At 68.8% G+C, this 12,292-nt stretch carries 10 protein-coding genes and 1 tRNA gene; 3 read left to right on the plus strand and 8 right to left on the minus strand.

What is annotated here, in order from left to right:
• On the plus strand, window positions 1-849 hold the full coding sequence (locus tag G531_RS0112405; RefSeq protein ID WP_026927497.1) for an endo alpha-1,4 polygalactosaminidase: 849 nt from the start codon (window positions 1-3) through the stop codon (window positions 847-849).
• Between the two features lie 82 nt (window positions 850-931).
• On the opposite strand, the gene G531_RS0112410 is transcribed toward G531_RS0112405, so the two are convergent.
• The 8 genes from G531_RS0112410 to G531_RS0112445 form a co-directional block, all read right to left on the minus strand.
• Window positions 932-1,651 (minus strand): hypothetical protein, encoded by a 720-nt coding sequence (locus tag G531_RS0112410; protein ID WP_026927498.1) that lies wholly within the window; start codon window positions 1,649-1,651, stop codon window positions 932-934.
• Window positions 1,652-1,808: 157 nt separating this feature from the next.
• On the minus strand, window positions 1,809-2,432 hold the full coding sequence (locus G531_RS0112415) for an anthranilate synthase component II (RefSeq protein WP_026927499.1): 624 nt from the start codon (window positions 2,430-2,432) through the stop codon (window positions 1,809-1,811).
• Window positions 2,429-4,333, minus strand: a complete 1,905-nt coding sequence (pknB, locus tag G531_RS22340; RefSeq protein WP_081684088.1) for a Stk1 family PASTA domain-containing Ser/Thr kinase — start codon at window positions 4,331-4,333, stop codon at window positions 2,429-2,431. Before pknB ends, G531_RS0112415 begins: the two co-directional genes overlap by 4 nt.
• Before the next feature lie 43 nt (window positions 4,334-4,376).
• Window positions 4,377-5,819, minus strand: coding sequence for a peptidoglycan D,D-transpeptidase FtsI family protein (locus G531_RS0112425; RefSeq protein ID WP_026927500.1), 1,443 nt, complete (start codon window positions 5,817-5,819; stop codon window positions 4,377-4,379).
• 17 nt (window positions 5,820-5,836) lie between these two features.
• Complete coding sequence (locus G531_RS0112430) at window positions 5,837-7,228, minus strand: FtsW/RodA/SpoVE family cell cycle protein (protein WP_026927501.1); 1,392 nt, start codon at window positions 7,226-7,228, stop codon at window positions 5,837-5,839.
• On the minus strand, window positions 7,228-8,832 hold the full coding sequence (locus G531_RS22345) for a PP2C family protein-serine/threonine phosphatase (RefSeq protein WP_051215439.1): 1,605 nt from the start codon (window positions 8,830-8,832) through the stop codon (window positions 7,228-7,230). Before G531_RS22345 ends, G531_RS0112430 begins: the two co-directional genes overlap by 1 nt.
• Window positions 8,829-9,305 carry an FHA domain-containing protein FhaB/FipA gene (locus tag G531_RS0112440; RefSeq protein WP_026927502.1) on the minus strand — a complete coding sequence of 159 codons (477 nt, stop codon included), beginning with the start codon at window positions 9,303-9,305 and terminating at the stop codon, window positions 8,829-8,831. The genes G531_RS22345 and G531_RS0112440 overlap by 4 nt, the downstream gene beginning before the upstream one ends.
• Window positions 9,305-10,018, minus strand: coding sequence for an FHA domain-containing protein (locus tag G531_RS0112445; protein WP_026927503.1), 714 nt, complete (start codon window positions 10,016-10,018; stop codon window positions 9,305-9,307). Before G531_RS0112445 ends, G531_RS0112440 begins: the two co-directional genes overlap by 1 nt.
• Before the next feature lie 247 nt (window positions 10,019-10,265).
• Here G531_RS0112445 and G531_RS0112460 point away from each other — a divergent pair, with 247 nt between their 5' ends.
• Both G531_RS0112460 and G531_RS0112465 read left to right on the plus strand, forming a co-directional pair.
• Window positions 10,266-11,798 (plus strand): AMP-binding protein, encoded by a 1,533-nt coding sequence (locus tag G531_RS0112460; RefSeq protein ID WP_026927505.1) that lies wholly within the window; start codon window positions 10,266-10,268, stop codon window positions 11,796-11,798.
• 63 nt (window positions 11,799-11,861) lie between these two features.
• Window positions 11,862-11,944, plus strand: a tRNA-Leu gene (locus G531_RS0112465).
• Window positions 11,945-12,292 lie beyond the last annotated feature (348 nt).

Here is a 12,292-nt window from a genome sequence, read left to right on the forward strand (position 1 = left end):
ATGAACGAACGTGGCGCTGACCGGGCCCGTCCCGGAGCCCTGGCGGCCGGCCTGCTGGCCGGTCTGCTGCTGCTCACGGGCTGCTCGACCTCGGCCGACACCAGCACCGAGGAGACCCCGACCACGTCGGTCCGGCCGGCGACCCCGGGCTCGTGGTGGGTGCCCGAACGCGGCGCCTCCTTCCAGATCCAGTACGCCGGGCAACCCGACCTGACCCTGCCGGTGGCGGTGTACAACCTCGACTGGGAGTCGACCACCACGGAACAGACGGCACAGTTGAAGGCGCGGGGCGTCAAACTGGTCTGCTACATCAACGCGGGTGCATCGGAGAATTGGCGATCGGACAAGCAGAAATTCCCGCGTGAGGTGATCGGAAAGTCGATGAAGGGCTGGGAGGGGGAGAACTGGCTCGACGTGAACCGGACCGATGTTCTGGTCCCGATCATGGCCGCCCGCATGCAGGTATGCGCGGACAAGGGCTTCGACGCGGTCGATCCGGACAACACCGACGGCTGGAATCAGAAGACGGGGTTCACCATTACCCCGCAGGCCCAGATCGCCTACCAGACCGCCCTGGCCCAGGAGGCGCACAATCGGGGAATGGCGATCGGGCTCAAGAACGACGCCAAGCAACTGGCCGATCTTTCCCACGTCGTCGACTTCGCGGTCAACGAGCAGTGCATCGAGTACCAGGAATGCGACCCCTACGTGCCGTTCCTGGCGTCGGGCCGGGCGGTGTTCAACATCGAATACACCGGGGATCCGGCGACGGTCTGTGCGCGTCGCCCCGCAGGTATGTCGACGGTGATCAAGGATCTCAGCCTGGACGGACCCTTGCAGAGCTGCTGAGCCGATCTGGCCGGCGCGGAACCGGAACGACCCGCCCGAATCGGGCGGGTCGTTCCGGTATGCGTGGCTCGCGCGCGGTGGATCAGGGGGCCGCGGTCGCGCTGGGGTGCGCAGCCGTGGGCTGGGTGGAAACCGAGGGCTGCGCCGGAGGGTTCGTGGTGGCCGGCGCCTTGGTCGGCGCGGCCTGAGTGGTTGCCGGGGCCTTGGTGGGAACGGGGGCGTGCGTCACCGCGGGGGCCTTGGGCGCCACGGACGCCTTGGTCGCCGCCGGGACGGTGGCCTTCGCCGACGCGTTCACCTGCGCGGGGGCCTGGCTGGCCCGGGCCGGCGGGACCGACTTCTTGAGGACCGGCTGCTTGCTGGGCTTGGCGGCCGGCGCGCGGCGGACCGGCCCGGCATCGTTGGCCGCGGCATCATCGGTGGGTTCGGGGCTGGGCGGGGCTTCCCAGACCGGGGCCGGCGAGACCAGGTCCTGGTTCACCTGGGGGTCTTTGCCCAGCGGCATCGATACATTGGGGGCGTCGTCGGCAGGCTTGCCGATCCAGCCGGCGGTGGCCGTGGACATGGCCATCCAGGCGACGGCCAGGCCGGCGACGATCAGGGCGATGACGGCCGCGGCGACCGAGGCAAGGCGGGTACGCCGCTGGACGCGGGGGCGCTGCCAGGTGGAAGCCTTGCTGAACCGGTGCGCGCCGGCCGACGTCGCGGCTACGGGATCACCGGCCGACTGTGTGGTCGACGCAGTGGCGACGTCGTCGGATGGGACGTCTTCGGGGCTCTTTTGTTTGACGGACGTTTCCACGGCGTTTGCCTGCCAATCTTGACTGATGCCTGTTCCGGCGCAAGCGTAAATCATCGAAGTGGCGCCAACCAATTCAAGAGGTGCCCCATTATTCTGGGACAGAAGCCCTGAGAAATAAGGTCATTAGTTGAGAGATTTCTCAGGGTTTTTGGCTTGTTCAGGGACGCGTCATCAGTGGCGCCAGCCCGGCGCCGATCCGGGCTGCGTCGGGATCGCCACAGGCGGTGAGCCAGTTGCCCAGGATCAGGTAGCCGCTTTCGGTGAGCACCGACTCCGGGTGGAACTGCACCGCCTCCACGGCCAGGTCCCGATGCCGCACCCCCATGATGATCCCGTTGTCGGTACGGGCACTGACCTCCAGGACCGGGGGAACGTCGATGATCGCCAGCGAGTGGTAGCGGGTGGCGGTGAACGGATTCGCCACGCCGGCGAAGACGCCCCGGTTGTCGTGGGTGACCGGGGACACCTTCCCGTGGCGCAGTTCCGGGGCGCGGCCGACCACGCCGCCGTAGGCGATCGCGATCACCTGCAGGCCCAGGCAGACCCCGAAGATCGGCAGTCGCCCGGCGTACGCCCGGACCAGCTCGACGCAGCGCCCGGCCCGCTCCGGGGTGCCCGGTCCGGGGGAGAGCAGCAACCCGTCGAAGTCGGCGGTCAGGTCCCGGTCCAGCCGGGCATCGTCATTGCGCCACACCGTGACCTCGGCACCGAGTTGGCCGAGGTATTGGGCGATGTTGTAGACGAAGGAGTCGTAGTTGTCGACCAGCAGGATGCGCATCATGAGGGTGTCGGTTCCGGGGTGGGTTCATGGGACTGGGTGCTCGGCGCCGGGGTCGGCTCGGTCCGCGGTGCCGTGGTGTTCTGGGTGGTGGCCGGCGGGGCGGGCGGCTGCGGCTGCGGCGGCTGCTGCTGCTGGGTCGGCGTGGGGGTCGGGGTCGGCTGCTCGTAGCGACCGAGGGTGACCTTGATCTCCGCGGTCCGCAGCACCGTCGTGCCCGCCTGCGGGTCGGTCGCCAGGACGGTGCCGTCCTGGGTCTGATCGGTGACCCGGCGGAAACCGAAGGTGATGTTGCTGAAGCCGCGGTCGGCGGCGTCACTGGTCACCGAGCTGCGGTTCCAGCCCCGCCAGTCCGGCACCTGGGAACGCCCGCTGGCGTAGTTGACGTGGATCGCGGTGTCGGCGGTGGCCTGGGTGCCCGAGCCGGGATCGATGGACAGCACCTGGTCGGGCTGGGCGTCCCGGGGCTCGGAGTTGGCCGCGACCGCGGTCACGTTGGTGAAGCCGGCGTCGCGCAGCTTGCGCATGACGTCGTCCTTCTTCTGACCGACCAGATCGCTGGGAATGGCGATCTTCTGCGGCCCGATGTTGACCTCCAGCAGGACCTCCGAGCCCTGGGCGGCGGGTTGGCCGCCGGCCGGAGTCTGCTTGGTCACCGTTCCCACGGTGTTGTCATCGGTCCCGTTCACCTCGCTGGTCCGGGGCCGGAAGCCGTCGTTGCGCACCGAGTTCTCCGCCGAGACCCGCTGCTCGCCGACCACCACCGGGACGGTCAGCATGACCGGACCCTTCGGGCGGCTGTTCCACCACACCGCCCCACCGATCAGGCCGGCCACCAGGAGGACCGCCAGGGCGACCAGGACGATCGGCAGCGCCTTCTTCTTCTTGGGGGTCTCCGGCTCGGCGTCGTCCTCCCCGGCCGCCACCAGGCTGGCGTCGCGGTCGGCGTACTCGCTCGGGGTGCTCCCCGCGACCGCGGCCGTGGCCGGCGTGAGCTGGGCGGTGACCTCCAGTCCGGCCAGCAGCCGGCCGATGTCATCGCGCATCTCCCGGGCCGACTGGTACCGGTCGGCCGGGTTCTTGGCCAGCGACTTCATCGTGATCGCATCGATCTCGGGGGTGATCATCGGGTCGATCGAGCTGGGCGGGGCCGGCATTTCCCGGACGTGCTGGTACGCCACCGACACCGGCGAATCACCCACGAACGGGGGACGTCCGGTCAGGAGCTCGTACATCAGGCAGCCCGCGGAGTACAGGTCGGAGCGGGCGTCGACGGTCTCGCCGCGGGCCTGCTCGGGAGAGAGGTACTGGGCGGTCCCGATCACCGCCGCGGTCTGGGTCATCGTCGCCGAGGTGTCGGCCACCGCGCGGGCGATGCCGAAGTCCATCACCTTGACCTGGCCCTGCGGGGTGAGCATGACGTTCGCCGGCTTGATGTCGCGGTGGATGATGCCGGCCTTGTGGGAGTAGCTGAGCGCGTCCAGCACGCCCTGGGTGAACTCCAGCGCCCGCTCCGGCAGGATCTTGCGGCCGTCGCGGAGGATCTCGCGCAGGGTGTGGCCCTCGACCAGCTCCATCACGATGTAGGGCACCGACAGCCCGACGACCGGGTCGAACTCCTCGCCGGTGTCGTAGATCGAGACGATGTTCGGATGGTTCAGCGACGCGGCCGACTGGGCCTCGCGCCGGAACCGGCCCTGGAAGGTGGCGTCATTGGCCAGATCCTTGCGCAGGATCTTCACCGCCACCGGGCGGCCGAGCCGGGAGTCCGTGGCGGCGAACACCTCGGCCATCCCACCGCGCCCGATCACTTCACCCAGCTGGTAGCGACCGCCGAGCAGGCGCGGGCCGACCGGCTCCTCCGGCGGCAGGGCCCGTCGCGCCACTGTCGGTTCTTCGGTCATCGGTGGTCACCTCCGGGCGTGGACTGGGGGTTCGGGTTCGGGATCATTTGACGGCTGCCTCCATTACCGCTTTGGCCACGGGTGCGGCGAGTCGTCCGCCCGAGATGTCGTCCCGGGCCACATCGGCATCCTCCACGAAGACCGTCACCGCGATCGCGGGGTCCCCCTTGTCGTTGAGTGCGTAGGAGGTGAACCAGGCGTACGGGGGGCGCTCGGGCGAGGTCTGCGCGGTGCCGGTCTTGCCGCCCACGGTGCGGCCACTGATCCGGGCCGGGGTGGCGGTGCCACCCTCGGCGGTGGCGACCATCATCTTCTGCAGGGCCTGAGCGGTGCTCGGGGACACCGCCCGACCCCGGGACTGCGGACGCGCGGTGGAGATCGTGGACAGGTCGGCCGCGCGCACCTTGGAGACCACGTACGGCTCGTACACGTCGCCGCCGTTCGCGATCGCCGCGGTCACCATCGCCATCTGCAGCGGGGAGGCGGCCACCTCGTACTGACCGATCGCGCTCAGCGCGGTCTGCGCCTCGTTCGGACTGGCCGGGAAGCGGCTGGCCACCCCGGACAGTTCCGGCAGCGGCCGCGAGCCGAAGCCGAACTTCTCCGCCTGGGCGCGCAGCTTGTCACTGCCGACCTCCAGGCCGAGGTTGGCGAAGGCGGTGTTGCAGGAGACCTTCATCGCCTGCTCGATGGTGATCTTGGTGCCGCCGCAGTCGAGCTGGTTGCCCAGATAGGTCTGGCTGCCCGGCAGCCGCAGCGTCTCGGGGGCGTCCACCGGCTGATCGACGGGGTGGCCGTTCTCCAGGGCCGCGGCGGCGGTGACCAGTTTGAACACCGACCCCGGCGGGTAGACCTCCCGGACCGCGCGATTGGACAGCGGGCTGCCGCTGTCGGCGTTGAGTTCGCTCCAGGCCTGGGTCGCCTTCTGTCGGTCGTGGGAGGCCAGGTCGTTGGGGTCGTAGCTGGGCGTACTCACCATCGCCAGCACCGCGCCGGTCTTCGGGTCGAGCGCGACCACCGCACCCTTGCGGTTGCCCATCGCCTGGTACGCCGCCTGCTGCAGGTCCGGGTTGATGGTGGTCTCCACGGTGGCGCCGGCGGGCTTCTCCCCGGTCACGATGTCGAGCATCCGGCGGACGAACTGGGAATCGTCGGTGCCCGACAGCTGGGAGTTCTGGCTGTATTCCAGGCCCGAGCGGCCGAAGTCGTAGGAGTAGTAGCCGGTGATCGGGGCGTACATCTTGGCGTCGGGGTAGACCCGCTGATAGCGGTACTGGTCCTGCGACGGTTCGGTGGTGGCCACCTGCTCCTGGCCCACCAGGATCGGACCCCGGTCGCGGGAGAACTCGTCGTCGCGGGCGCGCCGGTTCTGCGGGTGGGCATTGAGGTCGTTCTGGCGCACGACGATGGTGTAGGAGGAGTTGATCAGCAGCAGCGCGAACAGCACCATCACGAACACCGCCAACCGACGCAGCGGCCCGTTCATCGAGGTCGAGGAATCGCTCATGCCGACCTCCGGATCAGCTGGGTGGTCATCGCCGACATGGCTGCCTCCGGCTCCGTGGTGCTGCTGGCGACCGGCTTGCGGACCTGATGGGAGATGACCAGCAACAGGCCGATGATGATCCAGTTCGCGATCAGCGACGAGCCGCCCTTGGACATGAACGGCGTGGTCAGGCCGGTCAGCGGGAGCAGGCGGGTGACGCCGCCGATGATCGCGAAGACCTGCAGCGCGAACACGAAGGACAGACCGCCGGCCAGCAGTTTGCCGAACGGCTCCTTGGCGCCGAGCGCGATCCGCAGACCGCGGGCCACCAGGATGCCGTAGAGCATGATGACCGCCATCAGCCCGGCGGTGCCGAGTTCCTCGCCGATCGCGGCGGCGATCATGTCCGAGGAGGCGAAGGTGGTCAGGCCCGGGCGGCCCAGGCCCCAGCCGGTGCCGAGAATCCCGCCCCAGGCGAAGCCGAACTGGGCGTTGATGATCTGCCGGTTCTGATCGAAGTTGGAGAACGGGTCGAGCCAGGCATTGACCCGGATCTGGACGTGACCGAATGCCATCCAGGCGCCGACCGCGCCGACACCCAGGGCGATCAGGCCGAGGATCGGCCAGCCCGGTCGGGCGGTGGCGATGTAGAGCATCGCGACGAAGATCCCGAAGAACAACATCGCGGTGCCGAGGTCCTTCTCGAAGATGATGATGACCATGGCGATCGCCCACATGATCGCGATCGGGCCCAGGTCCCGGCCGCGGGGCAGGTCGATGCCCAGGATGCGTCGACCGGCCAGGGCGAGGACTTCCTTCTTCTCCACCAGGTAGGAGGCGAAGGCGATCACCAGGACGATCTTGGCGACCTCGGCGGGCTGGAAGGACACCGGCCCGACCCGGATCCAGATCCGTGCGCCGTACTCGGACACGCCGATGATCGGCATCAGCGGCATCAGCAGGAGCACCACACCGGCCAGGAACAGCACGTAGGTGTAGCCCTGCAACGGCCGGTAATCGCGCAGCAGCGTCACCACCAGGACGAACAGGATCACCGCGATCAGGGTCAGGATCAACTGCGTGTTGGCACCCGTGGTGGCCGGACGCTCCGGCAGCGGCACCTTGTCGATGCGATGGATCATCGCCAGCCCGATGCCGTTGAGCAGGATCACGATCGGCAGCAGCAGGGGGTCGGCGTACGGCAGCCGGATCCGGACCGCGATATGCGCGCCGATGCCGATCCCGAACCAGATCAGGGTGACCAGCCACCAGTTCGACGGGATCTGGCCGAACATGTTGAGCTCGCTGAGCAGGTATCCGCCCACCCCGATGACCATGGCGAAGATCAGCATTACCAGTTCGATGTTGCGTCGCTTCGGGTAGACCACCACCATGCCGGAGTCGCTCATCAGCACACCTCCGGCGTGGGGGTGGGTGCCCCGGTCGGGGCCGCGGTGGCCGGGGTGGCGGTGATCGGCGGAGCGGCGGTGATCGGCGGGGTCGCGGTGGCGTTGGGCTCGACCGGTGTCGGGGTGGCGTTCGGATCCACCGGAGTCGGGGTGGCGTTCGGGTCGACCGGCGGCTGCGGGGCGGGGGCCGCACTGGGCGTGGGGTCCAGGGAGCGCTGCTGCTGCGCCGCCCGGCGCTGGCGGCAATCGTCGGCCAGCAGGCGAAGCTCGTTGACCGTACGCTCGGCGCCGTCCAGCGTGGCGGTGTCGATCGAGTTCCGGACCCGTTCGCGGGAGTACGCCGGCAGGTCGTTCACCTGGATCTGCTCGATCCGGTACACCTCCGACAACGAGACGCCGGCGACCTGCTGATGCAGTCCCCGGAAGATCGTGACCTGACCCTGATGGGCGCCGACGAAGTACTGCGTGCGCGACCAGGACCAGCCGCCGGCCAGGACGCCGACCACGACCGCGATCACCACGATCCCCACCACCACCCAGCGCAGCAACCGCCGGAACTGCAGGCGCGGCGCCAACTGCGGGGCATAGCGCAGTTCCTCCTCATCGCCCTTCTCCAGCGGAATGGTCGGCTCGGCCTCATCCTCGTCTGCGTCCTCGGCGGGGGACTGCCGCTCGGGAAGGTCGTGCCGCGGTGGGATGTCGGGGATCTCGCGGGTCTGCGCGGCGCCGATCACCACCGGGGCGATCGCGGTCCGGCGTACGGTCTTCTCCGCGTCGTCATCCTCGGCCGCGGTGGCCGCGGTCGCGTCGGCCTCCGCGCCGGTCTCCGGTTCGGCGGCCGCATCGGTCGGCGCCGCGGCGGCCGGGGTCTCATCGGTGTAGACGTCGGCGAGCAGGATGGTGATGTTGTCGATGCCGCCGGCCTCGTGGGCCGCGGCGATCAGGTCGGCCAGGACCGTGTCCGGGTCCGCCTCGGTGAGCATGTCCCGCAGGTCGTCGTCCTCGACCAGACCGCACAGACCGTCCGAACACAGCAGCAGCCGGTCGCCGGCCTGCAGGTCGACCAGATCGGTGTCCGGATCGCTGGCCGGTTGCCCGTTCAGCACCCGCAGCAGCAGCGAGCGGTGCGGATGGTACGCGGCCTCCTCGGGGGTCAGCTTGCCCTCGTCGACCAGGGACTGCACCCAGGAGTGGTCGTGGGTCAGCCGGGTCAGCTCGCCGTCGCGCAGCAGGTAGATCCGGGAGTCACCGATGTGCACGATGCCCAGCTGGGACCCGTCGAACATGGCGCCGGAGAACGTCGTGCCCATGCCGTCCAGGGTGGGGTCGTCGGCGACCAGATCGGCGATCTTCTCATTGGCCCGGTCGACCGCGCCGGCCAACAGGGCCAGCATGTCCTCACCGGTGATCCGGCGGGCATCCTGATCGGCCTTCTGCGCCTGCGCAATCGCCACCGCCGAGGCCAGGTCACCGGCGGCCGCGCCGCCCATGCCGTCGGCGACGACCAGCATCCGCGGGGAGGCGTACCCGGAATCCTGGTTGTTCTTGCGGACCAATCCGATCTCGGAATGGGTCAGATAGCGCAGGTGCAGCCGATCGGTCATGCGCTGACCAGCTTCATGATGGTCCGCCCGACCCGGACCGTGTCAGCCATGCTGATCGTGGTCGGTTGGGTGACCATCTGGCCGTTCACATAGGTCCCGTTCGTCGATCCGCGGTCCTCGATGAACCAGCCGCCGGCGTTGTCGGCCCGGATCTGGGCGTGCAGGGTGGACACATAGTCGTCGTCGAGCCGGATCGCGCAGTCCCCGGTCCGGCCGATCTTCACCGGGGGGTCGCTGACATCGGGGAGTGGGGCCCAGGCCCCGGTCTGGGGGCCTTCGACCACCTCGACCCGGGTCGGCGTACCGCGCTTGCGCCGCTTGCGCCGTGGCTTCTCCAACTCCTGGGGCAGATCGGAACTCGGCACCGCACGGCCGAACAGGTCGGTACGGATGACGCCCGCGCAGGAGATCACGAAGATCCACAGCAGGGCCAGGAAGAGAACTTTGAGCAGCGTGACGGCGATCGCAGGCATCAGCGTCCCGAGGGGGAGTGCACCAGCAGGCGGGTGCTGCCGATTTCCAGGCGCGTTCCGGCGTGCAGCTCGGCCTGGGTGACCCGCTGCCCGTCGACCTTGATCCCGTTGCGCGAGCCCAGATCCTGGATCCGGTACTGGCGGCCGTACTGGGTATCGGTGACCTGGATCTCGGCGTGCTGGCGGGAGATGCCCGGGTCGTTGATCCGCAGGTCGGCGCGTTCGCCGCGGCCGATCACGATTCCCGGCGGGACCAGCGGATGGCGCATCCCGTTCACCTCGAGCACCAGCTCCGCGGTCCGGATCGCCGTCGAACTCTCCCGCTGCGGCGAGCGGCTGTCGGCCACCGCCTCCGAGCGGACCCGGAAATGTCCGGTGTGCAAGCTGTTGTCGAGTTCGAACTGCAGTCGGATCGGGCCGTTGAAGACATAGCCCATGTCCTTGGCGTGCTGCTGCAGGTGCGGGATGATCTCGCGGGAGACGCTGCGCCCGTAGGGGGTCAGTCGGTTGTAATCGTGCTCGGACAACTCGATGCTGAACTCGTTGGGGACCAGCTTGCGCTCGCGCGACAGCAGGACCGAGCGATGATCGATCTCCTTCTGCAGGCGGGCAGCGATCTCGACCGGCTGCACCTCACCCTTGAAGGCACGGGCGAAGACGCCGTTGACAGCACCCTCGATGCCGCGCTCGGCCGCGTCGACGGCTTTTCTCATTCCGCTGGCGAAACCCACGTCCCTCCCCTGCTCCTGCTGGTCCTGTGACCGCCCATGGTTGCAGACAGCCACCGTCGATCTTAGGTGTGGATGGCAAGTGGAGCTATTCGCGGCGCAGGTGTGGCGGGATTGCATTACCGCATCGGCACCGCAATGGGGCGATCGGCCCACGCGGCAGGCCCGGAAACATTACCGTGAGGGACGGTGGGCAACTGCCTGCCGCGGCACCGGTGGCACAGGAGCGATGATGGCCCAGATTGCATTTCGTGAACTCAACCCAGTGAACTTTCTCGAACGCGCGGCGGTGGTCTACGCCGGCCGCACCGCCCTCGTGGACGACGACGGTTTCACCTGTACCTACGCCGAGTTCTGGGCCCGGGCGAAACGGATGGCCGGCCTGCTCGCCGGCCTCGGGGTCAGGCCCGGGGGCCGGGTGGCGGTGCTCAGCCCGAATACCCGACTGCTGCTGGATGCCCACTACGGGGTGCCGCTGGCCCGCGGGGTCCTGGTCGCCCTCAACACCCGGTTGGCCCCGGCGGAGATCGCGTACATCCTCGGGCACGCGCAGGTGGGTGTGGTCCTGGTCGATCGGGAGTACGCCGAGGTGCTCGCCGAGGCGCTGACCCAGGTGGCGCACCCGGTGCAGGTGCTGACCGACGCCGACTACGAGGATCAGGCGGCGACCGCACCGGAGCTGGTGCTGGAGTGCCCCGACGAGCGGGGCATGGTGTCGATCAACTACACCTCGGGAACCACCGGACAGCCCAAGGGCGTGATGTACCACTACCGCGGCGCCTACCTGCAGGCGGTGGCGATGGCCCACCACATGAAGCTGGACATGTCCTCGAAGTACCTGTGGACGCTGCCGATGTTCCACTGCAACGGCTGGACCTTCCCGTGGGCGGTGACCGCGGCCGGGGCGGTGCACTACGGACTGCGCAAGGTCAGCGGGGCGAACATGTGGAACAAGATCGCCGCCGGCGTGACCCACTTCTGCGGCGCGCCGACCGTGCTCACCATGTTGGCCAACCACACCGACATCCCCGAGATCGACCACCCGATCAACGTGGTCACCGGTGGGGCGCCGCCGTGGCCGGCGCTGCTGCAGCGGTTGGGCGAGCTGGGCATCTCGATGCAGCACGTCTACGGGCTGACCGAGACCTACGGGCCGGCGACGATCTGTGAGGTACCGCCGGAATGGGCCGATCTCCCGCTGGTGGAACGCTCCATGCTGATGGCCCGGCAGGGCGTCACCAACGTGGTCGGGGAACCGGTGCGGGTGTTGGACGGCGACTTCCGCGACGTCCCCGCCGATGGGCACACCCAGGGGGAGATCTGCCTGCGCGGCAACAATGTGATGCTCGGCTACTACCTCGATGAGGAAGCGACCGCACGGGCGACCACCCCCGACGGCTACTTCCGCAGCGGCGACATCGGGGTGATGCATCCCGACGGGTATGTGCAGCTGCAGGACCGCCTCAAGGACCTGATCATCTCCGGCGGGGAGAACATCTCCTCGGTCCAGGTGGAGGCGGCGATCACCGAACTGCCCGGAGTGATCGAGGCGGCCGTGATCGGCAAGCCCGACGACAAGTGGGGCGAGGTGCCGATCGCCTATGTGGTGACCCGGGACGGGGTCGAACTGACCGAACAGGAAGTGATCGAGCATGTCCGATCGCGGCTGGCGAAGTTCAAGGCGCCCCGGGAAGTGCACTTCGGTCAGTTGCCCAAGACTTCGACCGGTAAGGTGCGCAAGAACGTGCTGAGGCAGGGCCGCTGACCCCGATTTGCATCGGAGCCGGTATGTCGTGCTAAGGTACTCCGGTTGCCTCGTTGAGGCGGCGCGCGAGTGGCGGAACGGCAGACGCGCTGGCTTCAGGTGCCAGTGTCCCTTGGGACGTGGAGGTTCAAATCCTCTCTCGCGCACAACCTGCAGGGCCCCGACCGATGGTCGGGGCCCCTTGTGCGTTCCGGGGCCCCTTGTGCGTTCCGGGGCCCCTTGTGCGTTCCGGGGCCCCTTGTGCGTTCCGGGGCCCCTTGTGCGTTCCGGGGCCCATTGTGCGTTCCAGGGCCCGGGCAGGCGTACTACCGTGCAGGGACAGGCAGGGCCTCCCCGACCCGGCCGAGAATCGGCAGAAGGGCCGTCAGTGAAGATTCAGTACGCCGCAGTGACGCGGACCGGGCTCGTGCGCGACCACAACGAGGATGCGATCCTGGCCGACGGGTGGGTCTCCCATCGCGATACCGCGCTCGCCGGGGAACGCGACCTCACCG

This window comes from Granulicoccus phenolivorans DSM 17626 = NBRC 107789 = JCM 15570, assembly GCF_000423085.1.
GTDB lineage: Bacteria > Actinomycetota > Actinomycetes > Propionibacteriales > Propionibacteriaceae > Granulicoccus > Granulicoccus phenolivorans.

Bases quoted from the DNA above. Each gene is read 5' to 3' on its own strand.
- G531_RS0112405 (WP_026927497.1), top strand. From the start codon at position 1: ATGAACGAACGTGGCGCTGACCGGGCCCGTCCCGGAGCCCTGGCGGCC.
- G531_RS0112415 (WP_026927499.1), bottom strand. From the start codon at position 2,432: ATGATGCGCATCCTGCTGGTCGACAACTACGACTCCTTCGTCTACAAC.
- pknB (WP_081684088.1), bottom strand. From the start codon at position 4,333: ATGACCGAAGAACCGACAGTGGCGCGACGGGCCCTGCCGCCGGAGGAG.
- G531_RS0112425 (WP_026927500.1), bottom strand. From the start codon at position 5,819: ATGAACGGGCCGCTGCGTCGGTTGGCGGTGTTCGTGATGGTGCTGTTC.
- G531_RS0112430 (WP_026927501.1), bottom strand. From the start codon at position 7,228: ATGAGCGACTCCGGCATGGTGGTGGTCTACCCGAAGCGACGCAACATC.
- G531_RS22345 (WP_051215439.1), bottom strand. From the start codon at position 8,832: ATGACCGATCGGCTGCACCTGCGCTATCTGACCCATTCCGAGATCGGA.
- G531_RS0112440 (WP_026927502.1), bottom strand. From the start codon at position 9,305: ATGCCTGCGATCGCCGTCACGCTGCTCAAAGTTCTCTTCCTGGCCCTG.
- G531_RS0112445 (WP_026927503.1), bottom strand. From the start codon at position 10,018: ATGAGAAAAGCCGTCGACGCGGCCGAGCGCGGCATCGAGGGTGCTGTC.
- G531_RS0112460 (WP_026927505.1), top strand. From the start codon at position 10,266: ATGGCCCAGATTGCATTTCGTGAACTCAACCCAGTGAACTTTCTCGAA.